The 26217-nt window shown below is 60.7% G+C and carries 25 protein-coding genes; 14 read left to right on the forward strand and 11 right to left on the reverse strand.

Annotated features, from left to right (window positions below):
* Positions 1 to 20: 20 nt before the first annotated feature.
* From hypE to hypA, 5 genes are read right to left on the reverse strand one after another with little or no spacing between them, the layout of a single operon-like run.
* Positions 21 to 1031 (reverse strand): hydrogenase expression/formation protein HypE, encoded by a 1011-nt coding sequence (gene hypE / locus ACJ69_RS22135; protein ID WP_059347757.1) that lies wholly within the window; start codon positions 1029 to 1031, stop codon positions 21 to 23.
* The gene (hypD, locus tag ACJ69_RS22140; protein WP_059347758.1) at positions 1028 to 2149 is read right to left on the reverse strand and encodes a hydrogenase formation protein HypD; all 1122 of its coding nucleotides are present in this window, start codon (positions 2147 to 2149) and stop codon (positions 1028 to 1030) included. Before hypD ends, hypE begins: the two co-directional genes overlap by 4 nt.
* A gap of 2 nt (positions 2150 to 2151) precedes the next feature.
* Positions 2152 to 2424 carry a HypC/HybG/HupF family hydrogenase formation chaperone gene (locus tag ACJ69_RS22145; protein WP_023308975.1) on the reverse strand — a complete coding sequence of 91 codons (273 nt, stop codon included), beginning with the start codon at positions 2422 to 2424 and terminating at the stop codon, positions 2152 to 2154.
* Complete coding sequence (hypB, locus tag ACJ69_RS22150; RefSeq protein ID WP_054830209.1) at positions 2415 to 3278, reverse strand: hydrogenase nickel incorporation protein HypB; 864 nt, start codon at positions 3276 to 3278, stop codon at positions 2415 to 2417. The genes ACJ69_RS22145 and hypB overlap by 10 nt, the downstream gene beginning before the upstream one ends.
* 3 nt (positions 3279 to 3281) lie before the next feature.
* On the reverse strand, positions 3282 to 3632 hold the full coding sequence (gene hypA, locus ACJ69_RS22155) for a hydrogenase maturation nickel metallochaperone HypA (protein ID WP_029739533.1): 351 nt from the start codon (positions 3630 to 3632) through the stop codon (positions 3282 to 3284).
* A gap of 211 nt (positions 3633 to 3843) precedes the next feature.
* On the opposite strand from hypA, the gene hycA reads away from it, so the two are divergent.
* The 9 genes from hycA to hycI all read left to right on the forward strand — a co-directional run bounded on the left by hycA (position 3844) and on the right by hycI (position 11622).
* The gene (hycA, locus tag ACJ69_RS22160; protein WP_023333209.1) at positions 3844 to 4308 is read left to right on the forward strand and encodes a formate hydrogenlyase regulator HycA; all 465 of its coding nucleotides are present in this window, start codon (positions 3844 to 3846) and stop codon (positions 4306 to 4308) included.
* Between the two features lie 70 nt (positions 4309 to 4378).
* Positions 4379 to 4987: a 4Fe-4S dicluster domain-containing protein gene (locus tag ACJ69_RS22165; RefSeq protein WP_029739531.1), complete on the forward strand. Its 609-nt coding sequence runs from the start codon at positions 4379 to 4381 to the stop codon at positions 4985 to 4987.
* The gene (gene hycC / locus ACJ69_RS22170) at positions 4984 to 6798 is read left to right on the forward strand and encodes a formate hydrogenlyase subunit 3 (protein ID WP_059347759.1); all 1815 of its coding nucleotides are present in this window, start codon (positions 4984 to 4986) and stop codon (positions 6796 to 6798) included. The genes ACJ69_RS22165 and hycC overlap by 4 nt, the downstream gene beginning before the upstream one ends.
* A 1-nt stretch (position 6799) precedes the next feature.
* Positions 6800 to 7723 (forward strand): respiratory chain complex I subunit 1 family protein, encoded by a 924-nt coding sequence (locus tag ACJ69_RS22175; RefSeq protein WP_059347760.1) that lies wholly within the window; start codon positions 6800 to 6802, stop codon positions 7721 to 7723.
* A gap of 15 nt (positions 7724 to 7738) precedes the next feature.
* The gene (gene hycE / locus ACJ69_RS22180) at positions 7739 to 9448 is read left to right on the forward strand and encodes a formate hydrogenlyase subunit HycE (protein WP_032660327.1); all 1710 of its coding nucleotides are present in this window, start codon (positions 7739 to 7741) and stop codon (positions 9446 to 9448) included.
* Between the two features lie 9 nt (positions 9449 to 9457).
* Positions 9458 to 10000, forward strand: coding sequence for a formate hydrogenlyase complex iron-sulfur subunit (locus tag ACJ69_RS22185; RefSeq protein ID WP_047646241.1), 543 nt, complete (start codon positions 9458 to 9460; stop codon positions 9998 to 10000).
* A complete protein-coding gene (locus tag ACJ69_RS22190; protein ID WP_033146382.1) occupies positions 10000 to 10767 on the forward strand; it encodes an NADH-quinone oxidoreductase subunit B family protein in 768 nt (255 codons plus the stop codon). Before ACJ69_RS22185 ends, ACJ69_RS22190 begins: the two co-directional genes overlap by 1 nt.
* Positions 10764 to 11174, forward strand: a complete 411-nt coding sequence (locus tag ACJ69_RS22195; protein WP_023294422.1) for a formate hydrogenlyase maturation HycH family protein — start codon at positions 10764 to 10766, stop codon at positions 11172 to 11174. Before ACJ69_RS22190 ends, ACJ69_RS22195 begins: the two co-directional genes overlap by 4 nt.
* Entirely contained in the window at positions 11167 to 11622 is a 456-nt protein-coding gene (gene hycI / locus ACJ69_RS22200; protein WP_047646238.1) for a hydrogenase maturation peptidase HycI, read from the forward strand. The genes ACJ69_RS22195 and hycI overlap by 8 nt, the downstream gene beginning before the upstream one ends.
* 86 nt (positions 11623 to 11708) lie before the next feature.
* On the opposite strand, the gene ACJ69_RS22205 is transcribed toward hycI, so the two are convergent.
* Both ACJ69_RS22205 and ascF read right to left on the reverse strand, forming a co-directional pair.
* The gene (locus tag ACJ69_RS22205) at positions 11709 to 13133 is read right to left on the reverse strand and encodes a 6-phospho-beta-glucosidase (RefSeq protein ID WP_054830370.1); all 1425 of its coding nucleotides are present in this window, start codon (positions 13131 to 13133) and stop codon (positions 11709 to 11711) included.
* Positions 13134 to 13151: 18 nt separating this feature from the next.
* Complete coding sequence (gene ascF, locus ACJ69_RS22210; RefSeq protein WP_029739522.1) at positions 13152 to 14603, reverse strand: PTS cellobiose/arbutin/salicin transporter subunit IIBC; 1452 nt, start codon at positions 14601 to 14603, stop codon at positions 13152 to 13154.
* A gap of 214 nt (positions 14604 to 14817) precedes the next feature.
* Between ascF and ACJ69_RS22215 the strand changes: the two genes are divergently transcribed.
* The 4 genes from ACJ69_RS22215 (at position 14818) to ACJ69_RS22230 (ending at position 19758) form a co-directional block, all read left to right on the forward strand.
* Positions 14818 to 15831: a LacI family DNA-binding transcriptional regulator gene (locus ACJ69_RS22215; RefSeq protein ID WP_059347761.1), complete on the forward strand. Its 1014-nt coding sequence runs from the start codon at positions 14818 to 14820 to the stop codon at positions 15829 to 15831.
* Positions 15832 to 15965: 134 nt separating this feature from the next.
* Positions 15966 to 16511, forward strand: a complete 546-nt coding sequence (gene hydN / locus ACJ69_RS22220; RefSeq protein ID WP_023308960.1) for an electron transport protein HydN — start codon at positions 15966 to 15968, stop codon at positions 16509 to 16511.
* 6 nt (positions 16512 to 16517) lie between these two features.
* Positions 16518 to 18734, forward strand: coding sequence for a carbamoyltransferase HypF (gene hypF / locus ACJ69_RS22225; RefSeq protein WP_059347762.1), 2217 nt, complete (start codon positions 16518 to 16520; stop codon positions 18732 to 18734).
* A gap of 1 nt (position 18735) precedes the next feature.
* On the forward strand, positions 18736 to 19758 hold the full coding sequence (locus tag ACJ69_RS22230) for a HoxN/HupN/NixA family nickel/cobalt transporter (RefSeq protein WP_029742064.1): 1023 nt from the start codon (positions 18736 to 18738) through the stop codon (positions 19756 to 19758).
* A gap of 450 nt (positions 19759 to 20208) precedes the next feature.
* Here the strand turns inward: ACJ69_RS22230 and norW are convergent, their stop codons facing one another.
* Together norW and norV are read right to left on the reverse strand one after the other, a co-directional pair.
* On the reverse strand, positions 20209 to 21342 hold the full coding sequence (gene norW / locus ACJ69_RS22235) for an NADH:flavorubredoxin reductase NorW (protein WP_054830411.1): 1134 nt from the start codon (positions 21340 to 21342) through the stop codon (positions 20209 to 20211).
* Positions 21339 to 22787: an anaerobic nitric oxide reductase flavorubredoxin gene (norV, locus tag ACJ69_RS22240; RefSeq protein WP_059347863.1), complete on the reverse strand. Its 1449-nt coding sequence runs from the start codon at positions 22785 to 22787 to the stop codon at positions 21339 to 21341. Before norV ends, norW begins: the two co-directional genes overlap by 4 nt.
* A 186-nt stretch (positions 22788 to 22973) precedes the next feature.
* Between norV and norR the strand changes: the two genes are divergently transcribed.
* Positions 22974 to 24488, forward strand: coding sequence for a nitric oxide reductase transcriptional regulator NorR (gene norR / locus ACJ69_RS22245; RefSeq protein WP_059347763.1), 1515 nt, complete (start codon positions 22974 to 22976; stop codon positions 24486 to 24488).
* Here norR and gutQ read toward each other — a convergent pair.
* Together gutQ and srlR are read right to left on the reverse strand one after the other, a co-directional pair.
* On the reverse strand, positions 24485 to 25450 hold the full coding sequence (gene gutQ, locus ACJ69_RS22250) for an arabinose-5-phosphate isomerase GutQ (protein ID WP_029742068.1): 966 nt from the start codon (positions 25448 to 25450) through the stop codon (positions 24485 to 24487). The genes norR and gutQ overlap by 4 nt on opposite strands.
* Positions 25443 to 26216: a glucitol operon DNA-binding transcriptional repressor SrlR gene (gene srlR / locus ACJ69_RS22255; protein ID WP_029742069.1), complete on the reverse strand. Its 774-nt coding sequence runs from the start codon at positions 26214 to 26216 to the stop codon at positions 25443 to 25445. Before srlR ends, gutQ begins: the two co-directional genes overlap by 8 nt.
* Position 26217 lies beyond the last annotated feature (1 nt).

Consider the following 26217-nt stretch of genomic DNA (forward strand, 5'->3'; position numbering starts at 1 on the left):
TGACCGCTTATGGCGCGGTTCTAGCAAATTCGGGGTAAGGGCTCCGCGTGCGGCAGATCCAGCGTCCGTTTCACGCCGTAAAGCCCGGTCAGGCGCACCCCTTTGCGCTCAACCACTTCACCAATCATCGCAGCCTCTTTTCCTGACGGATGAGCCCGCAGCTGTTCAAGTACGGCTTCCGCGGCCGCGCGTTCAACGCCAATCACCAGTTTGCCTTCGTTGGCGAAGTTGAGCGGGTCAAGGCCCAGCAGCTCGCAAAGCCCGCGAACGGCAGGCTTAACGGGCAGGCTGCGCTCGGTGAGTTCAATCCCGTACCCGCAGCTTGCCGCAAACTCATGGACTACGGCGTTCACGCCGCCTCGCGTGGCGTCCCGCAGGGCTTTCACGCAGGGCACGGCAAGCAGCGTCTGAATCAGCGGGGTGAGCACCGCGCAGTCGCTGCGCAGTTCCCCGTCCAGCCCCAGACCTTCGCGCAGGTTAAGGATGGTCGCCCCGTGGCAGCCCAGCGTTCCGGTCACGATCAGCACGTCGCCCACGCTAAGCCGCTGCGCGCCCCAGTGAATGTCGGCGGGGATCGCCCCTATGCCGGCGGTGTTGATAAACAGCTTGTCGACCGCGCCGCGCTGCACCACTTTGGTATCGCCGGTGACGATTGCTATCCCCGCCTCGCGCGCGGTCTGCGCCATGCTGTTGACCACTGCCGTGAGCGTCTCCATCGGTAACCCCTCTTCGAGGATAAACCCGCAGGAGAGGTAGCTCGGAACGGCACCGCTGACCGCCACGTCGTTGGCCGTGCCGCAGACGGCGAGCTTGCCGATATCACCACCGGGGAAGAACAGCGGATCGATCACGTAGCTGTCGGTGGAGAAGGCCAGCCTGTCGCCCTGCGCGGTGAGGGTGGCGAGGTCAATTCGCGCCTGGTCTTCCTGCTCGGCAAGCCAGGGGTTGTTGAAGGCTTTCATAAACAGCTGATTAATGAGCCGCTGCATCGCCTGACCACCGCTTCCGTGCGCCATTTCAACCGTATTCATGCTTCACTCTCCTGGTTGCGATACTGATACCACGCGGCACATGCCCCTTCGGAGGAGACCATCAGCGCGCCAAACGCCGTTTGCGGGTTACAGGTATTGCCAAATAACGGGCATTGATGCGGTTTGCATTTACCGGTGAGCACGTCGCCGCAGCGGGCCCGGGGATCGTCGCAAACCTGCTGCGGCTGCGGGTGGAAATGCGCTTCGGCGTCGAACGCGCAATAGGCTGACGTCAGGTGCACGCCGGATTCGGCAATCAGCCCCAGACCACGCCACTCGCTGTCGCCCTCAACGCTGAACACGTCGGCTATCGCCTGCTGCGCCCGTTCATTTCCCGCATCCGGCACCACGCGGCGGTACTGGTTTTCCACTGCACTCAGGGCCGCTATTTTCTGCTCAACCAGCATGGTCACACCTTGCAGTAGATCAAGTGGTTCGAAACCAGCGACCACTAACGGACGATTGTACTGTTCAGCGATAAAACCGTAGGCGTCTGTGCCAATCACCATGCTGACATGCCCAGGTGCCAGAAAGGCGTCTATCCCGTTTTCCGGCTCTTCCAGCAGGCTGCGCAGCGTGGGAATGAGCGTAATGTGCTGGCAGAAGAAGAAAAAATTCTCGACGCCGCGCGCTTTCGCCTGCTGCAGCGTGATGGCGGTAGCGGGCATGGTAGTTTCAAATCCCAGGCCAAAAAACACCACCTTGCGCGTGGGGTTATTCTCTGCCAGCGTCAGGGCATCCATCGGCGAATAGACGATCCGGATGTCGGCTCCGCGCGCTTTTGCCTGCAGCAGCGAGCCGTTTTTCCCCGGCACGCGCATCGCGTCGCCAAAGGTGCAGAAAATGACGTCGGGCTGGCTGGCAATTTCAATGCAGCTGTCGATACGTCCCATCGGCAGCACGCACACCGGGCAGCCGGGGCCGTGGATAAACTCGATGTTCTCAGGCAGCAGCTGGTCGAGGCCAAATTTGAAGATGGCGTGCGTGTGTCCGCCGCACACCTCCATGATCCGCAGCGGTCTCTCTTTCGTGTAGTCCAGCAGCGCCGCGCGCGTTTTCAGGTGCCCGATAAGCTGCAGCACCTGCTCGGGGGCGCGGTATTCATCAACGTAACGCATGGCTAACGCTCCTCGCCGTACAACAGCGCGCCCACGTCAGGCTCTACGTCGAACATGTTTTGCAGAGCGTCCAGCGTGTCGCGGGCTTCCGCTTCGTTAATCACGCTCATGGCAAACCCCACGTGGACCAGCACCCACTGGCCGAGACGCGAGGCGCCCGTTTCATCACTGCTGCCCACCAGCGTCAGGTCCACGTCGCGCAGGATGCCGCAGACCTCCACTTTGGCCTGGTTCCCGTCAATGGAATGGATTTGTCCCGGTACGCCTATGCACATCGTTCACTCTCCAGCCAGTTCAGCCAGGCGTCCATCCCGTCGCCGCGCGTGGCGGAGACCAGCAAGATTTCAATCTCCGGATTCACTTCACGGGCATACGCCAGGCACTTATCCACGTCGAAGTTCAGGTACGGCAGCAGGTCGACTTTGTTCAGCAGCATGAGGGAGGCGGCGGCAAACATATGCGGGTACTTCAGCGGCTTGTCTTCGCCTTCGGTCACCGAAAGCACCGCCACCTTGTGTCGTTCGCCCAGGTCGAAGCTCGCCGGGCAGACCAGATTGCCGACGTTTTCAATAAACAGAATGCCGTTATCCGCCAGCGGCAGGCGCGGGGCCGCATCGGCAATCATCTGCGCATCCAGGTGGCAGCCTTTGCCGGTATTGACCTGAATTGCCGGCGTGCCGGTTTCGCGAATGCGCGCCGCGTCGTTAACGGTTTGCTGGTCGCCCTCGATCACCGCGCAGGAGACGCGCCCGTTCAGGCGTTTGAGCGTTTCCGTTAACAGCGTGGTTTTGCCGGAGCCGGGGCTGGAGACCAGGTTCAGCACCAGCTGTTTGCGGGCGGCAAAGCGCGCGCGGTTGCGGGCGGCGATCTGGTTATTCTTGTCCAGCACGTTGATTTCCACCTCCAGCATCTGGCGCTGGCTGATGCCCGGCGCGTGGGTACCCGCTTCGCCGTGGCCGTAGTGCAGATCGCCCGCAGCGGAGCGCTGCGGAGCGAAGGTGATACCGGTCAGTGCCGCAGAAGGGCGTGGGGCAGGCGAAAAGGGCGCGGAGCGAAACGCGGAATGGGGATGGTGTTCATCCCCTTCTATATACAGGTTGCCTTCGGCGCAACCGCAGGTGCTACACATACTTTACTCCTTCTCGATTTCGAGGCGTTGGATCTGCATGCCGTCGTCCGCCACGATGCGAAGACCGGTGCTCTGACACTGCGGACAGCGCTGAACCTTTGATGACAGCAGGGTGACGTACTGCTGGCACTGCTCGCACCAGCACTCCGCCTGCTGCTCTTCAATATGGAGTTCGCAGCCTTCCGCCAGCGTGCCGCGACACACCAGCTCAAAGCAGAAATTCAGGGCGCTGGTCTCGACGCAGGAAAATGCCCCGACCTTCAGCCAGACGCCGGTGACGCGTTTCGCGTGGTTTTGCACTGCCTGCTGTTCGATAAGCTCCAGGGCCCGCTGGCAGAGGGTGATTTCGTGCATGACGCCTCCTCAATGAATTGCGCCATTGAATGCAATAACGGTGCCAGCTTGATTTTTGTTAAGGCGTGACGATGTCAACGCTGTCGAAATGACACGTCGACACCGCGGCGATGACAGCGGTTTTGCAATTAAACCCATTTAAAATCATGAAGATAAAAACTGGCATGGAATCTGCTTAACAGCCGCTATCTCCATTAACCGGATACCTTCTATGACTATTTGGGAAATCAGCGAAAAAGCGGATTACATCGCGCAGCGTCATCAGCAGCTGCAGGACCAGTGGCACCTCTACTGCAACTCTCTGGTTCAGGGCATAACCCTCTCGAAAGCGCGTCTTCATCACGCGATGAGCTGCGCGGCGCAGGGCGACATGCGCTTCGTCCTGTTCGGCCATTTCATCATCAACGTTACCCTGGCGGATAACTTCAACAGCCACACCATTGAGTACCACCTCGAGACAAAAGACGGCGAAAAACAGTGTATTGCGAAGGCGCAGCTGATGGCCGACGGCATGGTGGACGGCCACGTCAGCAACCGCGACCGCCAGCAGGTGCTGGAGCACTATCTGGAAAAAATCGCGCCGGTCTATAACGGCCTGTACGCCGCCGTTGAACACGATCTCCCGGTCAACCTAAAGCAGCTGATGGACGGAAATGCCTCAGCAAACGTGGCCTGACTCCTGCGTGTCGAGAAGTGTCGACAAGACAGTTTTTCGTCAAAAATGACTATCACCCGAGGATAACCCGGTGAACCGTTTTGTAATTGCTGACTCGACGGTCTGTATTGGCTGTCGAACCTGTGAGGCGGCGTGTTCGGAAACGCATCGCCTGCATGGGCTGCAGTCCATGCCGCGCCTGCACGTCATGCGTAATGAAAAAGAGTCTGCCCCGCAGCTCTGCCATCATTGTGAAGACGCCCCCTGCGCGGGCGTCTGCCCTGTGAATGCCATCACCCGAATTGATGGCGCTGTCCAGCTGAACGAAAGCCTGTGCGTAAGCTGCAAGCTGTGCGGCATTGCCTGCCCGTTCGGCGCGATTGAATTTTCCGGCAGCCGTCCGCTGCACATTCCGGCGAACGCCAACTCGCCAAAAGCCCCGCCTGCGCCACCGGCTCCGGCACGCGTAAGCACGCTGCTGGACTGGGTGCCCGGCATCCGTGCCGTTGCGGTGAAATGCGACCTATGCAGCTTCGATGAACAGGGCCCGGCCTGCGTGCGCACCTGCCCGACTAAGGCGTTGATTCTGGTTAACATTCGCGACATCGCCCGTACCAGCAAGCGTAAACGCGAGCTGACCATCAACAGTGATTTTGGCGACCTTTCTCTGCTACAGGCGCTTAACGAGGGGGCGAAATGAACGCGGCGATGATGATTACCAGCGCGGTAGCCTGTTTTGCTGGCGCCGCTGTTCTGGCGCTGATCTTCTCATTCCATAAAACCCTGAGCGGCGCGATCGCCGGGCTCTGCGGGGCGGTCGCTAGCCTGATGACGCTGGCAGCAGGCGGCGTTGTCCTGCTCGGTGGCCAGTCCGCTGAGACCGTGATGCCGCTGATTCGCCACACGGTTGAGATCACGCCGCTGAACGCCATCTGGCTGGTGACGTTTGGCCTGTGCGGGCTGTTTATCAGCCTGTTCAATATCGACTGGCACCGCCATCCGCACGCTAAAGCCAACGGCCTGCTGGTTAACCTGCTGATGGCGACGGCGGTCTGCACCGTTATCGCCAGCAACCTCGGCGCGCTGGTGGTGATGGCGGAAATCATGGCGCTGTGCGGCGTCTTCCTGACGGGCTGCAGCGCCTCCGGCAAGCTGTGGTTTGCGCTGGGACGCCTCGGAACGCTGCTGCTGGCGCTGGCCTGCTGGCTGGTGTGGCAACGCTTTGGCACGCTGGACTTCGCTGCGCTCAACGGCCATCCGCTGGGGAACGACGTCTGGCTGCTGGGCGCGATCGGCTTTGGCCTGCTCGCCGGCATCATCCCGCTGCACGGCTGGGTGCCGCAGGCGCATGCGAATGCCTCCGCGCCCGCCGCCGCGCTGTTTTCTGTGGTGGTGATGAAAGTGGGGCTGTTCGGGATTCTGGCGATTACGCTGACCGGCGGACAGCCGCCGCTGTGGTGGGGCATCGTGCTGCTGATTGCGGGCATGATCACCGCGTTCGTCGGCGGCCTGTACGCGCTGATGGAGCACAACATCCAGCGCCTGCTGGCGTACCACACGCTGGAAAACATCGGCATCATCCTGCTCGGCATTGGCGCGGGTGTCACCGGGCTGGCGCTCAATCATCCGGCGCTGATTGCCGCCGGTTTTATCGGCGGTCTGTATCACCTCGTCAACCACAGCCTGTTTAAAAGCACCCTGTTCCTCGGCGCGGGCAGCGTCTGGTTCCGCACCGGTCATCGGGATATCGAAAAGCTGGGCGGGATTGGCAAAAAGATGCCCGTCATTTCGCTCGCCATGCTGGTGGGTCTGATGGCAATGGCCGCGCTGCCGCCGCTGAACGGCTTTGCCGGGGAGTGGGTGATCTACCAGTCCTTCTTCGCGCTCGGTCAGAGCGACGCATTTATCGCACGCCTGCTCGGCCCGCTGCTGGCGGTCGGGCTGGCGATTACCGGGGCGCTGGCGGTGATGTGCATGGCGAAAGTCTACGGCGTGACCTTCCTCGGCGCGCCGCGCACCCGCGAAGCGGAAAACGCCTGCTGCGCACCGTTGTTGATGGGGGTGAGCGTGGTCGCGCTGGCGCTGTGCTGCATCGCGGGCGGCGTCGCCGCGCCGTGGCTGCTGCCGCTGCTGGGCAACGCCATTCCGCTGCCGCTGACCGTGGCGAATACCACCGTCTCCCAGCCCATGATTGCGCTGCTGCTGATCGGCGCACCGCTGCTGCCGCTCGTTCTGATGCTGTTCTTCAAACGCGACCGGCTCGCCTCCCGCTCGCGCGGTGCGGCGTGGGCCTGCGGCTACGAACACGAACAGTCGATGGTCATCACCGCCCACGGTTTCGCCATGCCGGTGAAGGAGAACTTCGCCGCCGTGCTGAAGCTACGCTACTGGCTGAACCCGGTGGGCTGGGTACCCGGCTGGCAGAGTGCCGCCGCGCCCGCGCTGTTCCGCCGTCTGGCGGTCATCGAGCTGGCGGTGCTGGTGGTCATTGTGATTTCACGAGGAGCCTGACATGAGTCTGTTACTGGCAATTCTTCAGGCGCTGGTGCTGTTCGCCGCTGCGCCGCTGCTGTCGGGCATCACGCGCGTGGCGCGCGCCCGAATGCATAACCGTCGCGGGCCCGGTGTGCTCCAGGAGTACCGCGATCTCTTTAAACTGCTCTCCCGTCAGAGCGTCGCGCCGGATGCCGCAGGCTGGGTCTTCCGCCTGACGCCGTTTGTGATGGTGGGCGTCATGCTGACCATCGCCACCGCGCTGCCGGTGGTGACGGTGGCGTCGCCGCTGCCCGTGCTTGGCGATCTGATCACGCTGATTTACCTCTTTGCCATCGCCCGCTTTTTCTTTGCGATTGCGGGCCTGGACACCGGGAGCCCGTTTACCGGCATCGGCGCCAGCCGCGAGGCGATGCTCGGCGTGCTGGTCGAGCCGATCCTGGTGCTGGGGCTGTGGGTCGCCGCGCAGGTGGCGGGCTCCACCCACATCAGCTTTATCACCCACACCGTTTACCACTGGCCGGTGGCGCGCTCGATCCCGCTGGTACTGGCGCTCTGCGCCTGCGCGTTCGCCACGTTTATTGAGATGGGCAAACTGCCGTTCGATCTGGCGGAAGCCGAGCAGGAGCTGCAGGAAGGGCCGCTTACCGAATACAGCGGCTACGGCTTCGCGGTGCTGAAGTGGGGCATCAGCCTCAAACAGCTGGTGGTGCTGCAGATGTTTGTCGGCGTCTTCTTCCCGTGGGGGCAGATGACGCACTTCTCCGCGGCCGGTCTGGTGCTGGCGGTTGTTATTGCCGCCCTCAAGCTGCTGGTCGGCGTGCTGGTGATTGCCCTGTTTGAAAACAGCATGGCGCGCCTGCGTTTTGTGGAAACGTCGCGCATCACCTGGGCCGGTTTTGGTTTTGCATTTTTAGCGTTCGTCTCCTTGCTGGTGGCGTGATTAAAGAGAGTATTTATGTCTGAAGAAAAGAAAGGTCAGCAGTATCTCGCCGCGTTGCATCAGGCTTTCCCCGGCGTGGTGCTGGAAGAGTCCTGGCAAACCAAAGACCAGATAACCGTCACCATTAAGGTGAACTATCTGCCGGAAGTGGTGGAGTTTCTCTATTACCAGCAGGGCGGCTGGCTGTCGGTGCTGTTCGGCAACGACGAGCGCCAGCTGTGCGGCAACTATGCGGTGTACTACGTAATGTCGATGGAGCAGGGCGAAAAGTGCTGGCTCACCGTGCGCGTCGAAGTCGACCCGAATAAGCCGGAATACCCGTCCGTCACGCCGCGCGTGCCTGCCGCGGTCTGGGGCGAGCGCGAAGTGCGCGACATGTACGGCCTGGTGCCGGTCGGCCTGCCGGACGAGCGCCGCCTGGTGCTGCCGGACGACTGGCCGGACGAACTCTATCCGCTGCGCAAAGACAGCATGGACTACCGCCAGCGCCCGGCGCCGACCACCGACAGCGAAACCTACGAATTCATCAACGAGCTGGGCAGCAAAAAGAACAACGTGGTGCCGATCGGCCCGCTGCACGTCACCTCTGACGAACCGGGCCACTTCCGCCTGTTCGTCGACGGCGAGAACATCATCGACGCCGACTACCGCCTGTTCTACGTCCACCGCGGCATGGAAAAGCTGGCGGAAACCCGCATGGGCTACAACGAAGTGACGTTCCTCTCTGACCGCGTGTGCGGCATCTGCGGCTTCGCCCACAGCACCGCCTACACCACCTCGGTGGAGAACGGCATGGGGATCGTGGTGCCGGAGCGCGCGCAGATGATCCGCGCCATTCTGCTGGAGGTGGAGCGTCTGCACTCGCACCTGCTGAACCTCGGCCTGGCCTGCCACTTCGTCGGCTTTGACTCCGGGTTTATGCAGTTCTTCCGCGTGCGTGAAGCGTCAATGAAGATGGCGGAGATCCTCACCGGGGCGCGTAAAACCTACGGCCTGAACCTGATCGGCGGGATCCGCCGCGACCTGCTGAAGGACGACATGATCCAGACCCGCCAGCTGGCGCAGCAGATGCGCCGCGACGTGCAGGAGCTGGTGGACATGCTGCTCAGCACGCCAAACATCGAGCAGCGCACCGTCGGCATTGGCCGCCTTGACCCGGAGATCGCCCGCGACTTCAGCAACGTCGGCCCGATGGTGCGCGCCAGCGGCCACGCCCGCGACACGCGCGCCGATCACCCGTTCGTCGGCTACGGCCTGCTGCCGATGACCGTGCACAGCGAGCAGGGCTGCGACGTCATCTCGCGCCTCAAGGTGCGCATCAACGAGGTGTTCACCGCCCTGAACATGATCGACTACGGCCTCGATAACCTGCCGGGCGGCCCGCTGATGGTGGAAGGCTTCACCTACATTCCGAACCGCTTTGCCCTCGGCTTTGCCGAAGCGCCGCGCGGGGACGACATCCACTGGAGCATGACCGGCGACAACCAGAAGCTCTACCGCTGGCGCTGCCGTGCGGCCACCTACGCCAACTGGCCAACCCTGCGTTATATGCTGCGCGGCAACACGGTTTCCGATGCGCCGCTGATCATCGGCAGCCTCGACCCGTGCTACTCCTGCACCGACCGCATGACCGTGGTCGACGTGCGCAAGAAGAAAAGCCAGGTGGTGCCGTACAAAGAGCTTGAGCGCTACAGCATCGAGCGTAAAAACTCGCCGCTGAAATAAGGACTCGCCATGTTTACCTTTATCAAAAAAGCGATCAAAACCGGCACGCAGACCAGCAGCTATCCGCTGGAGCCGATGCCGGTGGATAAAAACTTTCGCGGCAAGCCGGAGCACAACCCGCAGCAGTGCATCGGCTGCGCGGCCTGCGTCAACGCCTGCCCGTCGAACGCCTTAACGGTGGAAACGGATCTCAAAACCGGCGAGCTGGCATGGCAGTTTAACCTCGGGCGCTGCATCTTCTGCGGCCGCTGCGAGGAGGTCTGCCCGACGGTCGCCATTCGCCTGTCGCAGGAGTACGAGCTGGCGGTGTGGAAGAAAGAGGATTTTCTGCAGCAGTCGCGCTTTGACCTCTGCAACTGCCGCGTCTGCAGGCGCCCGTTCGCCGTGCAAAAAGAGATCGACTACGCCATCGCGCTGCTGCAGCACAACGGTGACGCCCGCGCGGAGCATCACCGCGAAAGCTTTGAAACCTGCCCGGAGTGCAAGCGTCAGAAGTGCCTGCTGCCGTCCGACCGCATTGATATCACCCGCCATATGAGAGAGGCCAGCTGATGGAAAATTTACTCGGCCCGCGCGACGCTAACGGCATTCCGGTGCCGATGACGGTGGAGGAGTCCATCGCCAGCATGAAGGCGTCGCTGCTGAAAAAAATCAAACGCTCGGCCTACGTCTACCGCGTGGACTGCGGCGGCTGCAACGGCTGCGAGATTGAGATCTTCGCTACGTTGTCGCCGCTGTTTGACGCCGAGCGCTTCGGCATCAAAGTGGTGCCGTCCCCGCGTCATGCGGACATTCTGCTGTTTACCGGAGCCGTCACCCGCGCCATGCGCTCGCCCGCGCTGCGCGCCTGGCAGTCCGCGCCGGACCCGAAAATCTGCATCTCGTACGGCGCCTGCGGCAACAGCGGCGGCATCTTCCACGACCTTTACTGCGTCTGGGGCGGTACCGACAAAATCGTGCCGGTGGACGTCTACATTCCGGGCTGCCCGCCAACGCCCGCTGCGACGCTGTACGGCTTCGCGATGGCGCTTGGCCTGCTGGAGCAGAAAATCCACGCGCGCGAGCCGGGCGAGCTGGACAACCGGCCTGCGGCCATCCTGCACCCGGACATGGTGCAGCCGCTGCGGGTGAAGATCGACCGCACGGCGCGCAGGCTGGCGGGCTATCGCTACGGACGTCAGATTGCCGATGATTATCTGCGCCTGCTGAGCCAGGGCGACCATCAGGTGGCGCGCTGGCTGGAGGCGGAAAACGATCCGCGTCTCAATGAGATCGTGGCGAACCTGAACAGTATCGTGGATGAGGCGCGTATCCGATGAGTGAAACGGTGGTGTTCAGCCAGCTGAGCCGTAAGTTTATTGATGAGAACGATGCCACGCCGGATGCGGCGCAGCAGGTGGTCTATTACAGCCTGGCGATTGGGCATCACCTCGGGGTGATTGACTGCCTGGAGGCGGCGCTGAGCTGCCCGTGGCCCGAGTACCTGGCGTGGATCGCCACGCTGGAGGAGGGCAGTACGGCGCGGCGCAAGATGGAGGGCGTGCCGAAGTACGGCGAGATCGTCATCGACGCCAACCACATTGCAATGCTCGCCAACGCCTTTGACGCGGCGCTCGGCAGGCAAACCCCCGAGCAGCAGGCGTGGAGCAAAACGCTGCTCGGCATGCTGCACGATATTCATCAGGAGAGCGCCATCTACCTGATGGTGAGGAGATTACGTGACTGACGTTTTACTGTGTGTCGGCAACAGCATGATGGGCGACGACGGCGCGGGCCCGCTGCTGGCGGATATGTGCGCCGCGAATCCGCAGGGCAATTGGGTGGTGATTGACGGCGGCAGCGCGCCGGAAAACGACGTGGTCGCCATACGCGAGCTGCGCCCGGACAGGCTGTTAATCGTCGATGCCACCGATATGGGGCTCAACCCCGGTGAGATCCGACTGATTGACCCGGACGACATCGCCGAGATGTTTATGATGACCACCCACAATATGCCGCTGAACTACCTGGTCGATCAGATTAAAGACGACGTGGGCGAGGTGCTGTTTTTGGGGATCCAGCCGGACATTGTCGGGTTCTATTACCCGATGACGCCGCCGGTGAAAGAGGCGGTGGAAGTAGTCTATTCACGGCTTGCGGAGTGGGTTGGGGATGGTGGTTTTTCTCAGCTCTGAGCAGTGCCCGGTGGCGCTAAGCTTACCGGGCCTACCAAACCCCTCTCCCTCTCCCTGTGGGAGAGGGCCGGGGTGAGGGTAACAGGCTACTCGAGATCCGCCCCGTTACTCGCGATCACCTTCTTATACCACCAGAACGATTTCTTGCGCTTGCGGTCCAGCGTGCCGTTTCCGGCGTCGTCGCGGTCAACGTACACAAACCCGTAGCGCTTGCTCATCTCGCCGGTTGAGGCGGCTACCAGGTCGATACAGCCCCAGGTGGTGTAGCCCATCAGCGGCACGCCGTCCTCAATCGCGTCGCCCATCGCGCGGATGTGCTCGCGCAGGTAGCTGATGCGGTAGTCGTCGTTGATCTCGCCGTTTTCATCAATGACATCCTTCGCCCCGAGGCCGTTTTCCACCAGGAACAGCGGCTTCTGGTAGCGGTCGTACATCATGTTCATGGTTATGCGCAGGCCGAGCGGGTCGATGCCCCAGCCCCATTCGCTCACCTGAATATGCGGATTACGCAGGGACTTCACGATGTTCGCCGCGCTGGTGTTGCCCGCGTTCATGTCCGCCGACGCGCAGCGTGAGGCGTAATAGCTGAACGAAACAAAGTCGACGGTGTTTTTCAGCAACTCGTCGTCGCCGGGATCTTTCACAATCACCACGCCTTTCTCGCGGAACACGCGGGCGGAGTAGGCCGGATAGCTGCCGCGCGCCTGCACGTCGATAAAGAACAGATTCTCGCGGTCTTTCTCCAGCGCCATCCACACGTCTTCCGGCTTGCAGGAGTACGGATAGAAATTTCCGCCCGCCAGCATGCAGCCCACCTGGTTTTCCGGGTTCACCTCGTGGGCGATTTTGGTCGCCAGCGCGCTTGCTACCAGCTCGTGGTGCGCGGCCTGGTATTTCACCTGGTCTTCGTTTTCACCTTCTTCAAACACCAGCCCCGCGCCGGAGAACGGGCTGTGCAGCATGATGTTGATTTCGTTGAAGGTCAGCCAGTATTTCACCAGCCCGTTAAATTCTTCAAAGCAGGTGCGGGCGTAGCGGGCAAAGAAATCGACCATCTTACGGTTGCGCCACGAGCCGTATTCCGTCACCAGGTGCATAGGCACGTCGAAGTGGCAGAGCGTTACCAGCGGCTCGATGTTGTACTTTTTGCACTCCTCGAACACCGCGCGGTAGAAGGCAATGCCCTCTTTGTTCGGCAGCGGTTCGTCGCCGTTCGGGTAGAGGCGGCTCCAGGCAATTGAGGTGCGGAACACCGTAAAGCCCATCTCCGCCATCAGGGCGATGTCTTCTTTATAGCGATGGTAAAAATCAATCGCTTCGTGGCTCGGGTAGAACTCGTCGTCACGCAGCGAAAAACGCTTTTCCTTACCGATCTTCACCGCCAGGCGATTCGCCCCGTGGGGGATCATATCGACAGTCGTCAGTCCTTTGCCGCCTTCACGGTAAGCACCTTCACTCTGGTTGGCGGCAAGCGCGCCGCCCCATAAAAATCCTTGTGGAAAAACAGACATTCTTACCTCGCTTTCAATTTATGCTTTTGCTGCGTTGTTCTGTACCGGTGCGGTCTGCAGGGTGCGTGCTTTTTCAGCCTCGTCTTCGACCGGGATATCCTCAAACCCTAAAAGCAGGGTCAGAACAAACGACAGCACCACTGCCAGCCCCATCACGCCGAACACCCAGACGATGGTCATCGGGTTGGCCGGGTCGAAGAACTGCACGCTGGTGAACAGCCCCGGTGCCGCCATCGAATGGCTGGCAAGACCGGCCATGCCGGCGACCGCCCCGCAGATAAAGCCGCTGATCAGGCTCGCAATCAGCGGACGTTTCAGACGCACCGCCACGCCGTACAGGGCCGGTTCAGAGATCCCCGCCATAATGGCGGAGGCTGCCGCCGCCAGCGCCGTCTGGCGCAGCTCCGGGTTTTTGGTTTTCCACGCCACCGCCAGCGACGAGCCGCCGAGCGACAGGTTGGCACCGATTTCCGACGGCATCACCATCCCTTCTTTGCCCGTTTCGGCAATGGTCTGAATGATGGTCGGCGTAAACACGCGGTGCATCCCGGTCATCACCAGCAGCGGCCAGAGCGCGCCCATGATGGCGACGGAGAGCCAGCCAAGGTAGCCGTGAATGGTGTAGACCAGCGCGGAGATGGCGCTACCGATCCAGATCCCCAGCGGGCCAATCAGCACAATGGCGAGCGGGGCGGCAATCAGCACGATCAGCATCGGCTTGAGGAAGTTTTTCGTCACCGCCGGGGTAATGCGATCCACCCAGCGTTCGATGTATGACAGGCACCAGGTCATCACCAGCGCCGGGATCACCGTGTAGGTGTATTTCACCGCCGTAACCGGAATAAAGGCGAACTCAACGTGCTCTCCCTGCGCGGCTTTCGCCATCAGCTCGATAAAGCTCGGGTGCACCAGCACGCCCGCGATGGCGATGGCCAACGACATGTTGGTTTTGAATTTCACCGCCGCCGAGGCCGCCACCATCAGCGGCAGGAAGAAGAACGCGCCGTCGCCGATGACGGTCAAGATGGTGAGCGTCGGCGCGCCTTTTGGCAGTACGCCGGTCATCTCGAGGATCATCGCCAGCAGCTTGACCATCGAGCCACCGATGATCGCCGGGATCAGCGGGGACATGGTGCCGATCAGCGCGTCGAGGATCCCGGCGCCAATTCGGCGTAAGGTCATCTTCTGCGGACCTTCCGGTACTGCGGGCTGCAGGTCCGTGGGCAGCAGGCTCACCACTTCGCGGTACGCCTGTGAAACCGTATTGCCAATAATGACCTGGCACTGGTTGTCGTTGCGCACTACGCCGAGGACGCCGCTGATGCTTTTCAGGCGCGCTGCGTCGGTCAGGCTTTCGTCTTTCAGTACGAAACGCAGACGCGTCATGCAGTGGGTGACGGCGACGATGTTCTCTTTGCCGCCCAGCGCGCTGATAACGTCGTTCGCCAGCGCAGCGTAATTTTTGGCCATCGGATGTGATCCTGTTATTGTTGTGAGACATGTAGGAAACCGGTTCCACATAATCATCATGAGTTTCTGTGAATGAAACAAGATCGCTTTTTGACCATTTTTTCGTTTCGTGATGCAGATCGCAATGGAGTATCGAAAGCGTGATTTCACCGCTGCGACAATTTTTTTGCAGTGCAGTACACTGCGCTCCATCAGATTCAGACGGAATAATAATATGACCACGATGCTTGAAGTGGCGAAGCGGGCAGGCGTTTCGAAAGCCACGGTGTCCCGGGTGCTGTCGGGAAATGGCTACGTCAGCCAGGAGACCAAAGACCGGGTGTTTCAGGCCATTGAAGAGAGCGGCTATCGCCCGAATTTGCTGGCGCGAAACCTGGCAACCAAACGTACCCAGACGCTGGGGCTGGTGGTGACTAACACCCTCTATCACGGCGTCTACTTTAGCGAACTGCTGTTTCACGCCGCGCGCATGACGGAAGAAAAGGGGCGGCAGCTGATCCTCGCGGACGGCAAGCACAGCGCGAATGAAGAGCGCGAGGCGATCCAGTACCTGCTCGATATGCGCTGCGATGCGGTGATTATCTATCCGCGTTTCCTGAGCGTGGAAGAGATGGACGAGATCGTTGAAAAGTGCGAGCAGCCCATAATGGTGCTCAACCGCCGCCTGCGGAAAAACAGCAGCCACTGCGTGTGGTCAGATCATAAAGCCTCCAGCCAGGAGGCGGTGTCGCAGCTGATTGCGAAAGGGCACCGGGAGATCGCGTTTATCACCGGCTCGCTGGATTCTCCCACCGGGGTTGAGCGTCTCTCCGGCTACAAGGACGCGCTGGCGCAGCACGGTATTCCGCTGCGCGAGGGCCTTATTGCGCAGGGGAAGTGGAACCCCGCCAGCGGCGCGGCGGCGGTTTCCGAACTGCTTGCACGCGGCGAACGCTTTACGGCGCTGGTGGCGAGTAATGACGATATGGCAATTGGCGCCATGAAGCAGCTGCACGACAGCGGCGTGGCCGCGCCGGACGCGGTGTCGGTGATCGGTTTTGACGACGTGGCCATCGCGCCCTACATCGTGCCGTCGCTTTCCAGCGTGCGTATTCCGGTGACGGAGATGATTAAAGAGACCATCAGCCGCCTGATCTTCATGCTCGACGGGGGTGAGTTTAAGTATCAGCTAACCTTCTCCGGCGAACTTATCCTGCGCGACTCCGTTATTGACGGCCCGCACCGCTGATGTCGACAGCTGTCATCGTCATAAGTGACGATGACAGCGCCGCCGCAATTTTTAAATTCATATAAAATCAATAAGTTAATTATTGGCACGGTTTATGAATATCTCCGCGCATAACTGTAATGCTGGAGAAGCAGATGAACCGTTTTATTATGGCCGATGCCAGTAAGTGTATTGGTTGCCGTACCTGTGAAGTGGCGTGCGTGGTTTCCCATCAGGCGGAGCAGGACTGCGCGTCGCTCACCCCTGACACGTTCCTGCCGCGCATCCACGTCATCAAAGGCGTGAATATTTCTACCGCCGCCATCTGTCGCCAGTGCGAAGATGCACCGTGCGCGAACGTCTGCCCGAACGGGGCGATTAAACGCGAGAAAGGCTTTGTGCACGTAATGCAGGAGCGCTGCATTGGCTGCAAAACCTGCGTGGTCGCCTGCCCGTACGGCGCGATGGAGGTGGTTGTTCGTCCGGTAGTACGCAACAGCGGCATGGGGCTGAGCGTACGTGCGGAGAAAGCCGAAGCCAACAAATGCGATCTTTGCTATCACCGCGACGCCGGTCCGGCCTGCATGGAAGCCTGCCCGACGCATGCGCTGGTCTGCGTGGATCGCGACAAGCTTGAGCAGATGAGTGCCGAAAAGCGCCGTCGCGCGGCATTCGACACGTCGTCATCGCTGCTGTTCTGATCCGCCATGAGCAGTAACGGTGTCCAGCTGCGCGTGCGCGGTAAGGTGCAGGGCGTGGGGTTTCGCCCCTTCGTCTGGCAGCTGGCGCAGGCGCTTCAGTTGACCGGTGACGTCTGCAATGATGGAGAGGGCGTGCTGGTGCGCCTCGCGGGTAATGGGGGGGCCTTTACCGCGAGGCTGCATCAGGACTGCCCACCGCTGGCACGCATTGACCACGTTGAAACGCAGCCGTTTACGTGGGCGCAGGTGCCGGAGGACTTTACCATCCGCCACAGCGCGGGCGGGGCGATGGACACGCAGATTGTCCCCGATGCCGCGACCTGTCCGGCGTGCCTGGCTGAAATGCGCGACCCTGCCGAGCGCCGCTATCGCTATCCGTTCATCAACTGCACGCACTGCGGGCCGCGGTTTACCATTATCCGCGCGATGCCCTATGACCGTCCGGCCACGTCAATGGCCGCATTTCCCCTCTGCCTGCCTTGTGAGACGGAATACCGTAACCCAGCCGATCGACGTTTTCACGCCCAGCCCGCAGCCTGCCCTGACTGCGGGCCAGCGCTGGAATGGCGCGCGGGCGTCAACACCGCTTCCCGTGAGGCTGCGCTGAGCGCGGCGGTGGCGATGCTGAAAAACGGTGGTATTGTCGCGGTCAAAGGGCTGGGCGGTTTTCATCTCGTCTGCGACGCGCGTAATCCGCAGGCGGTCGCGACGCTTCGGGCCCGCAAGCAGCGTCCGGCGAAGCCGCTGGCGGTGATGATCCCAAATGCGGACGGCGTGCCGGAGGCGATCCAGACGCTGTTACGCTCCTCCGCAGCGCCGATTGTGCTGACCCCAAAAGCCTCGCTTCCCGGGTTTCCCGAAGGGATTGCACCGGGGCTCGATTGTATTGGCATTATGCTTCCCGCTAATCCGCTGCAACACCTGCTGATGATGGACTGCCAGCGCCCGCTGGTGATGACTTCCGGCAACCTCAGCGGCAGACCGCCTGCCATCAGTAATCAACAGGCGCTGGATGAACTGGGCAGCATTGCGGACGGCTTCCTGCTGCACAACCGCGATATCCTGCAACGAATGGATGATTCAGTGATGGATCGGGACGGCGCGATGCTTCGCCGGGCGCGCGGTTTTGTGCCGGATGCCGTCGCGTTGCCTGCGGGTTTTGAGAATATCCCCGCCATGCTATGCACCGGCGCGGAGATGAAAAACACCTTCTGCCTGGTGCGTGGCAGCCAGGCGGTGCTGAGCCAGCATTTTGGCGATCTCGGTAACGAGGGCGTCGAAGCACAGTGGCGCGGCGCGCTCTCGACGATGCAGGACATCTACGCCTTCCAGCCTGAGCGCGTGGTGTGCGATGCCCATCCGGGGTACCACACACAACAATGGGCGCAGGCGCAGGGGCTGCCGGTCGAAACCGTGCTCCATCATCACGCCCACGCGGCGGCGTGCCTGGCGGAGAACGGCTGGCCGCGTGAGGGCGGCGACGTTATCGCCCTGACGCTGGACGGGATCGGCATGGGCGAGAACGGCGCGCTGTGGGGCGGGGAGTGCCTGCGGGTGAGCTATCTCGCGTGCGAGCGTCTGGGCGGGCTGCCTGCCGTTGCGCTGCCGGGGGGCGATCTGGCGGCGCGGCAGCCGTGGCGCAACCTGCTCGCCCACTGCCTGGCGTTTGTCCCTGACTGGCAGCAGTACCCGGAAACGCGCGCGGTTCAGCGTCAAAACTGGCCGCTGCTGGCAACGGCGATCCGGCGCGGCATCAACGCGCCGCAGGCCTCGTCCTGTGGTCGCCTGTTTGATGCGGTCGCCTGCGCGCTGGGTATTGAAACCCAATCCTGGGAAGGTGAAGTGGCCTGCCGGCTGGAAGCGCTGGCCTCGCAGTGCGCGGGCCTCGACCATCCGGTGACGTTGTCTGTCGACAACCTCGCGCTTTTCTGGCAGCAGTGGCTGGCCTGGCAGGCGGATCCCTGCGAGCGCGCGTGGGCGTTTCACGACGCGCTGGCAAAAGGGCTGGCGGAACTCGCCGCGCTCCATGCCCGACGCCTGTCGCTGTCGACAATCTGTCTCAGCGGCGGCGTGCTGCACAACCGTCTGCTGCGCGCGCGCCTGCGTCATTATCTTTCTGACTTTACGCTTCTTTTTCCTTCGCGCCTGCCCGCAGGTGACGGAGCGATCTCCTTCGGGCAGGCGGCGATCGCCGCCGCCCGGTCATGTTCACAAAGGACTTAAAATGTTACGACTCTTACGCAATGAACCTCGCGCCGCGCTTCTGCTGCTGGCTCTGGTAATGGCAAACCTGCTGGCCTGGGGATGGGCATGGCACGCTTTTAGCGGCAGCACGGCGCTGATGGCCGCCAGCCTGCTGGCGTGGTGCTACGGGCTGCGTCACGCGGTGGACGCTGACCACATCGCGGCCATCGATACCGTGACGCGTAAGATGATGCAGCAGGGCAAACGTCCGTCCGGCGTGGGGGCGTGGTTCTCGCTGGGACACTCCACCATCGTGGTGCTGGCCTCCATTGCTATCGCCGCGACCGCGACGGCGTTTCAGAAAAACATGGAATGGTTCCACGAAACCGGCAGCCTGATCGGCACCGCGGTTTCCGCCACCTTCCTGCTGGCGATGGCGCTGGTGAACATGGTGATTCTGCGCGGCGTCTGGCGCAGTTTTCAGGCGCTGAAACAGGGCAGGCCCGTGCAGGGCGACATCACGCTCCCTGCCCAGGGCGGCGTCATGAACTGGCTGTTTGGCAAAACCTTCCGCCTGGTGAATAAAAGCTGGCAGATGTACCTGGTCGGTTTCCTGTTTGGCCTCGGCTTTGACACGGCCACCGAGATTGGCGTGCTGGGGATCTCTGCCGCCAGCGCGTCAAGCGGGATGTCGGTGTGGTCAATCATGGTCTTCCCGGCGCTCTTCGCCAGCGGTATGGCGCTGGTGGATACCCTCGATAACCTGTTGATGGTTGGTGCCTACGGCTGGGCGTTCAACAAGCCGCAGCGCAAGCTCTACTACAACATGACCATCACCGGCACCTCCGTGGTGGTGGCGCTGTTTATCGGCGGGCTGGAAGCGCTGGGTCTGCTGATGGACAAATTTGCCCTCAGCGGCGGCGTGTGGGATCTGATTGGCGCGGTAAACGACAATCTTGGCAACGCCGGGTTTGTGGTGGTCGGGCTGTTTGTCGCCTGCTGGCTGATCTCCATGGTCAACTACCGCTGGCGCGGCTACGACGCGCTGGTGGTACGTTCCTGAACCGGCTACTGCACGGCGCAACCTCCGCGTCTTCCTCAATGGCTGGCGCATAGCGGCATACCGATAAAAAAGATGCTGAAAATGTAGGACTTTTGCGGAATAAATATATTCCGCATTCTTCTCTTGTGTGAAATAACGATAAAGATAATTGAGTTATTTATAAAAATTCGCCATGATTTGCCTCCTGCTGATGACGTCTTTTCAGACTGATTCGGCTGCCAATAATAAAACAGGATGATGTTTTTAAGCTGTTTCATATTAAAGCATTTACGAAAATAATAAATAAGGGATTGATGGCGATGATATATCTGCTTTGCATTTATTTGATGAATAGAATGCGTAAGAAAAAGCCCCTGAATATCGGGGCGGTGAATAATAAAATTCAAAGGTTAAGTCGGCGTAGACTCGTTGTTGGCCGGGTAAACGAAGCGCCGCCCGGCAACGCGAGTGTTAAGCAGGTAACAGTTTCAGCAGAGCGAAAGCCTCCTTCATCCGGTCTTCACTAACCACAAAAGCGCGAATCTGACCCTCGTTATCCGCGCCGCGCGCGACCATTCCCTGCGGTTCGAGGGTAATTTGCCAGTTCAGATCCTGACGCTGCGTTTCACCGGCAAGATGCAGCGGTAATTCCGGCGTTTTGACTTTAATCAGCATGGCGGGTAATTTCAGCGGCGCGCTGCCGCCGAGCAGGTTTTTCGCCAGATACATCGCGCTTAATTGAATTGGCTGCAAAAATGGCAGTACCTGACCGTTAATTTCAGCGCAGTCACCTAACGCGTAAATATCGGGCTGGCTGGTTTGCAGGTAGCTATTTACCTTCACGCCACGCTGTATTTCGGCGCCTGCGCGATGCGCCAGCGCGGTTTCCGGGCGCAGGCCCGTTGCCGCGATTACCACATCCACCTCAACGCTGCGGCTGCGGTCGAGCGTGGCACGAATGCCGCCTTCGGTTTTGCTCAGGCTTTGCAGCTGCGATTTCAACAGCAGATGCACCCCCATGTCGGTCAGGCGATGCTGTAAGCGACTGCTTACTTCTGCTGGCATCAGCGACGACAGAATGCTCGCCGCATGGTCGACCAGAGTCACGGATTTACCCGCCCGGCAGAAATCCATCGCCAGCTCGGTGCCTATCAGCCCGCCGCCGACAATCATCACGCGCTGTGCGTCGCGAAGCGCCGTTTCGCTGGCCTGATACTCCTGCTGGCTGTTGAGGGTGAGCATCAGCTCGCGGCCTTCAACCGGCGGCACAAACGCAGAGGCACCCGTGGCCAGCACCAGTCTGTCGTACTGCCAGGTTTTCTCTTTTGCTTTCACCACGTGGGCGGCAGCGTCGATGTCGGTGACCCAGGTGTACGGGAACAGGCGCAGGTTAAACTGTTCCGCGAACTCCCCCGCCGTCTGGCGGGTGAGGTCTTCGGCGCGCTGATTCTGGCTAATGACGTGGCTTAGATCGGGCTTGTTGTACTCGTCCATGCTGTCGGCGGCAATCACCGTCAGCGGCACGCTGGCGTCCTGCTTGCGGATGTTTTTCACCAGCTGGCGGGCGGCAAAGCCCGAGCCGATGATGACGATACCGTTGTTCATTTTGCCTCCGTACCCAGTTCGTCAAAGACGTCTTTACCGAGTGAACACTCCGGGCAGAGGAAGTTGTCCGGCACGTCACTCCACGGCGTTCCAGGAGCAACGTCCTGCAGCGGCTCGCCCAGCGCCGGGTCGTAAATCCACTGGCAGACGCTGCACTGCATGCGCGGGCCGAGATCGGCGCCTGCCGCGGCGGCACAGGCGCAGGCTTCCTGCTGTTCGGTGGGTTTGGCTGCCGCTTCCGGCAGCGGAGCGAGCGCCCACTGACGTGCAATGTCGCGGCCGTGCTGGCGGCAGATTTCGAGCGCGTCGATATCCGGCCGCCATTTCGCCTTCAAGCTCAGGGACATCTCAAAGCCCGCATCCTGCAGCCGAGTAGACAGACGGTCTACCGCGCCGCCGCTCCAGCCGTGGGAGCCAAAGGCGCTGGCACGCTTGTTGCGAAAACGCAGGCCGGTCATCTCTTCTACCAGACCGGCAATTTTCGGCATCATCACGTTGTTCATGGTGGAGGTGCCCACCAGCACGCCCTTAGAGCGGAACACGTTGGTCAAAACCTCATTCTTATCGCTGCGCGCCACGTTGAAGATTTTCACCGCCACGTTTGGGTCCACTTCGTTGATGCCCTGGGCAATGGCGTCCGCCATCATGCGGGTATTGTTGGACATGGTGTCGTAGAAAATAGTGATGCGGTCTTCCTGATAGTCCGCCGCCCACTTCAGGTACAGCTCCACAATCTGGGTTGGGTTCTCACGCCACACTACGCCGTGGGAGGTGGCAATCATGTCCACCGGCAGGTTAAAGCCGAGGATCTCGGTGATTTTTGGCGTCACCAGACGGCTGAACGGGGTCAGGATGTTGGCGTAGTAGCGCTGACACTGCTCGAAGAGTTCGGTCTGGTCCACTTCGTCGTTGAACAGGCGCTCGTCGCAGTAGTGCTGGCCGAAGGCGTCGTTGCTGAACAGCACCGCGTCGCCGGTCATGTAGGTCATCATGCTGTCCGGCCAGTGGAGCATCGGCGTTTCCACGAAGATCAGCTGCTTGCCGTTGCCGATATCCAGCGCGTCGCCGGTTTTCACGGTGTGGAAGTTCCACTCCGGATGGTGGTGATGGCCGTTGATCGAGTCGATGGCGTTGGTGGTGCAGTAGATAGGCGTGTTCGGAATGTAAGACATCAGCTCGGTCAGCGCACCGGCGTGATCTTCTTCCGCGTGGTTGATGACGATGTAGTCGATGGCGTCCAGGTCGATTTCACTGCGCAGGTTCTGCACAAACTCGCGGCTGAACTTGTGATCGACGGTATCGATCAGCACGTTTTTTCCTTCGCGGATGAGATAGCTGTTGTAGCTGCTGCCGCGCAGCGTTTTGTATTCCGTCCCGTGGAAATCGCGCACTTCCCAGTCACGTTGACCCACCCAATGAATGTTATTTTTAACCAGAATAGACATAGCAACCTCTACGTAATACAGCATTTTCAAATAAGATGGTTTGCCTATATCAAGTTGCGTGCCAGTTTTTAATTTATTGATTTTACTTAGTTAATATTTTTGTGATCCGTAATGGGTAGTCATTATGACTATCAAAATTAGTGTCAATATGACAATATGCATTGTCAAAATGACAGCGAGGTCACTATGAGCTTTTCCGTAGACGTGCTGGCGAAGATCGCCATTGAGCTGCAGACCGGTATCGGCCATCAGGACCGCTTTCAGCGGCTGATCTCCACGCTGCGCCACGTGCTTGAGTGCGATGCGTCCGCGCTGCTGCGCTACGAGGGGCGGCAGTTTATTCCACTGGCAATCGACGGGCTGGCGAAGGATGTGCTCGGACGGCGTTTTACCCTTGAGGGCCATCCGCGTCTGGAAACCATCGCCCGCGCGGGTGACGTGGTGCGCTTCCCGGCGGACAGCGACTTGCCCGACCCGTACGACGGGTTGATTCCCGGACAGGAGAGCCTGAAGGTGCACGCCTGTATTGGCCTGCCGCTGTTTGCCGGACAAAACCTGATTGGCGCACTGACCCTCGACGGCCTGTCGCCGGACCAGTTCGACACCTTTAGCGACGAAGAGCTGCGCCTGATTGCCGCCCTGGCCGCCGGGGCGCTAAACAATGCTCTGCTGATTGAACAGCTGGAGAGCCAGAACATTCTTCCCGGCAGCCCGGCGGCGTTTGAGCAGGTGACGCACACGGAGATGATCGGCCTTTCTCCGGGCATGGCGCAGCTCAAAAAAGAGATTGAGATTGTCGCCGCCTCAGATTTAAACGTGCTGATCTTCGGGGAAACCGGCACCGGTAAGGAGCTGGTCGCGAAGTCCATTCACGAAGCGTCGCCGCGCGCGGTGAACCCGCTGGTGTATCTCAACTGCGCCGCGCTGCCGGAAAGCGTGGCGGAAAGCGAGCTGTTTGGTCACGTTAAAGGGGCGTTTACCGGGGCCATCAGCAACCGCAGCGGTAAGTTCGAAATGGCCGATAACGGCACGCTGTTTCTGGATGAAATCGGCGAGCTCTCCCTGTCGCTGCAGGCCAAGCTGCTGCGCGTGCTGCAGTACGGCGACATTCAGCGCGTGGGGGATGACCGCAGTCACAGAGTGGACGTTCGCGTGCTGGCGGCCACTAACCGCGACCTGCGTGAAGCGGTGCTGGCAGGGCAGTTTCGCGCCGACCTGTTTCATCGCCTGAGCGTGTTCCCGCTTACCGTGCCGCCGCTGCGCGAGCGCGGGGATGACGTGGTGCTGCTGGCGGGCTTTTTCTGCGAGCAGTGCCGTCTCAGGATGGGGCTTTCCCGCGTGGTGCTGAGCCCGGGTGCGAGGTCGCATCTGTTGAGCTACGGCTGGCCGGGCAACGTGCGCGAGCTGGAGCACGCGATCCACCGCGCGGTAGTGCTGGCGCGGGCGACGCGTTCGGGTGACGAAGTGGTGATCCACGCGCGGCATTTTGCGCTCCAGGATGAAACCGTACCGGCTATCGCGCAGGCTGCGCCAGAGATAGTGAATGAAAATCTGCGTGAAGCCACGGAGGCGTTTCAGCGTAAGATGATTACCCGCGCGCTGGAGCAGAATAACCGCAGCTGGGCGGCGTGCGCGCGGGCGCTGGAGATGGACGTCGCCAACCTGCACAGGCTGGCGAAGCGTCTGGGACTGAAGGGTTAGATAATCCCGGCCTGATAGAAGTCCTGCAGGTTGATGGCACCGCACAGCCTGCCGGCATCATCCACCACCGGCGCGGCGGTGATTTTGCGCTTCATCAGCACCTCTTTGGCTTCAATGGCGCGGCTCTCGGCGTTGAGCGTCAGCCCGCCTTTGGTCATGGCGTCCGACACGTTGGTTTCCAGCCTGCCGCCGCCCACCAGCCAGCGGCGCAGGTCGCCGTCGGTGAACACGCCCTTGACGCTCCCGTTGTCATCGCATACCGCAACCAGCCCCAGACCGGTGCGGCTCAGCTCCAGCATCGCGTCCATGACGCTGGTATCGAGTTTGACCTGCGGAATGGCATCGTCGGTGCGCATCAGGTGGTGAACCTTGTTGAGCAGGCGTGCGCCGAGCGCGCCCGCAGGATGCGAACGGGCGAAATCTTCTTCGTTAAAGCCGCGCGCCTGCATCACCGCCATTGCCAGCGCGTCGCCCATCATCAGGGTGTTAACGGTGCTGGAGGTTGGGGCGAGGTGCATCGGACAGGCTTCACGCTCAACGGAAATATCCAGCGTCGCTTTGGCGGCCAGCGCCAGCGGCGAGCGGGATTTCCCGGTCATCGCCAGCAGGGCGACCGATTTTTCCTGCAGGCGCGGAATAATCAGGTCCAGCTCTTTGGCCGAACCGGAGTAGGAGATAAACAGCATCACGTCGCGGCTTTCAATCATCCCCAGATCGCCGTGCAGCGCCTCTGCCGGATGCACGAAGAACGCCGGGGTGCCGGTGCTGGCGAGCGTCGCGGCAATCTTTTTGCCGATATGGCCGGATTTACCGATGCCCGCCACGATCACTTTGCCTTCGCAGTGGATAATGGTGTTGGCGGCGCGGACAAAATCCTCGCCCAGACGTTCCGGCAGGCGGCTGGCTTCCTGCAGTTCCAGCATCAGCGTCTGGCGGCCCGTTTCTAACAGAAAATCACTCATCTCTTTCTCCGGTTACGATCACGTCGATTCCTTTCTCTTCCAGCGCTTTCCTGAACGCCGGGTCGATACCCGCGTCGGTAATCAGCTTATCAACGCTTTCAAGGCTACAGACAATGTTGGGGCTTTTGCGGCCAAACTTCGACGAGTCTGCCATCAAAATCACTTCCCGCGCGGCGTTGCACATCGCTTTACTGACGCTGAACACCTCGTTGAACGTTGTAACGCCTGCGTTCAGGTCGATGCCGTCGGTGCCCATAAACAGTTTATCAAAGCTGAAGTGCTCGAAGGCATTCTCCGCCAGCTGGCCGTGAAACGACGCCGATTTTTTGCGGAAGGTGCCGCCGGGCATCAGGATGGTCTGCTCGCTGTCGAACTCCGACAGGGCGTTGACGATGTGCAGGCTGTTGGTCATCACCGTGATGTTGTTAAAGCGGCTGAGCAACGGGATCATCTGCAGGACGGTGCTGCCTGCATCCAGAATGATGGAATCGCCATCGTGGATAAATTTGACGGCGGCTTCGGCAATCAGCGCTTTCTGGTGGGTATTGATCAGCGTTTTGTGATCGATAGGCGGGTCGGCTTCGTCCTTATTGAGCACCACGCCGCCGTAGGTTCGAATGACGGCGCCAGAGTTTTCGAGCAATACCAGGTCCTTGCGTATTGTCGTGCCGGTGGTGTCAAAGTAGTGGGCCAGATCCTCTACCGAGCATTTTCCCTGTTTTTGCAGATGCTCGAGAATGGCCGCCTGCCGCTGACGAGGTTTCATA

Source organism: Enterobacter asburiae (genome assembly GCF_001521715.1).
In the GTDB taxonomy this organism is placed as follows: Bacteria; Pseudomonadota; Gammaproteobacteria; order Enterobacterales; family Enterobacteriaceae; genus Enterobacter; species Enterobacter asburiae.

Excerpts from the sequence above, each read along its gene's own strand:
- hydN (WP_023308960.1), top strand. The coding sequence starts at position 15,966 with ATGAACCGTTTTATTATGGCCGATGCCAGTAAGTGTATTGGTTGCCGT.
- norW (WP_054830411.1), bottom strand. The coding sequence starts at position 21,342 with ATGAACAACGGTATCGTCATCATCGGCTCGGGCTTTGCCGCCCGCCAG.
- hypA (WP_029739533.1), bottom strand. The coding sequence starts at position 3,632 with ATGCACGAAATCACCCTCTGCCAGCGGGCCCTGGAGCTTATCGAACAG.
- ACJ69_RS22205 (WP_054830370.1), bottom strand. The coding sequence starts at position 13,133 with ATGTCTGTTTTTCCACAAGGATTTTTATGGGGCGGCGCGCTTGCCGCC.
- ACJ69_RS22185 (WP_047646241.1), top strand. The coding sequence starts at position 9,458 with ATGTTTACCTTTATCAAAAAAGCGATCAAAACCGGCACGCAGACCAGC.
- ACJ69_RS22215 (WP_059347761.1), top strand. The coding sequence starts at position 14,818 with ATGACCACGATGCTTGAAGTGGCGAAGCGGGCAGGCGTTTCGAAAGCC.
- hypB (WP_054830209.1), bottom strand. The coding sequence starts at position 3,278 with ATGTGTAGCACCTGCGGTTGCGCCGAAGGCAACCTGTATATAGAAGGG.
- ACJ69_RS22175 (WP_059347760.1), top strand. The coding sequence starts at position 6,800 with ATGAGTCTGTTACTGGCAATTCTTCAGGCGCTGGTGCTGTTCGCCGCT.
- norR (WP_059347763.1), top strand. The coding sequence starts at position 22,974 with ATGAGCTTTTCCGTAGACGTGCTGGCGAAGATCGCCATTGAGCTGCAG.
- ACJ69_RS22145 (WP_023308975.1), bottom strand. The coding sequence starts at position 2,424 with ATGTGCATAGGCGTACCGGGACAAATCCATTCCATTGACGGGAACCAG.
- hycA (WP_023333209.1), top strand. The coding sequence starts at position 3,844 with ATGACTATTTGGGAAATCAGCGAAAAAGCGGATTACATCGCGCAGCGT.
- gutQ (WP_029742068.1), bottom strand. The coding sequence starts at position 25,450 with ATGAGTGATTTTCTGTTAGAAACGGGCCGCCAGACGCTGATGCTGGAA.
- hypD (WP_059347758.1), bottom strand. The coding sequence starts at position 2,149 with ATGCGTTACGTTGATGAATACCGCGCCCCCGAGCAGGTGCTGCAGCTT.
- hycE (WP_032660327.1), top strand. The coding sequence starts at position 7,739 with ATGTCTGAAGAAAAGAAAGGTCAGCAGTATCTCGCCGCGTTGCATCAG.
- ACJ69_RS22195 (WP_023294422.1), top strand. The coding sequence starts at position 10,764 with ATGAGTGAAACGGTGGTGTTCAGCCAGCTGAGCCGTAAGTTTATTGAT.
- norV (WP_059347863.1), bottom strand. The coding sequence starts at position 22,787 with ATGTCTATTCTGGTTAAAAATAACATTCATTGGGTGGGTCAACGTGAC.
- srlR (WP_029742069.1), bottom strand. The coding sequence starts at position 26,216 with ATGAAACCTCGTCAGCGGCAGGCGGCCATTCTCGAGCATCTGCAAAAA.
- ACJ69_RS22230 (WP_029742064.1), top strand. The coding sequence starts at position 18,736 with ATGTTACGACTCTTACGCAATGAACCTCGCGCCGCGCTTCTGCTGCTG.
- hypF (WP_059347762.1), top strand. The coding sequence starts at position 16,518 with ATGAGCAGTAACGGTGTCCAGCTGCGCGTGCGCGGTAAGGTGCAGGGC.
- hycC (WP_059347759.1), top strand. The coding sequence starts at position 4,984 with ATGAACGCGGCGATGATGATTACCAGCGCGGTAGCCTGTTTTGCTGGC.
- hypE (WP_059347757.1), bottom strand. The coding sequence starts at position 1,031 with ATGAATACGGTTGAAATGGCGCACGGAAGCGGTGGTCAGGCGATGCAG.
- ascF (WP_029739522.1), bottom strand. The coding sequence starts at position 14,603 with ATGGCCAAAAATTACGCTGCGCTGGCGAACGACGTTATCAGCGCGCTG.
- ACJ69_RS22190 (WP_033146382.1), top strand. The coding sequence starts at position 10,000 with ATGGAAAATTTACTCGGCCCGCGCGACGCTAACGGCATTCCGGTGCCG.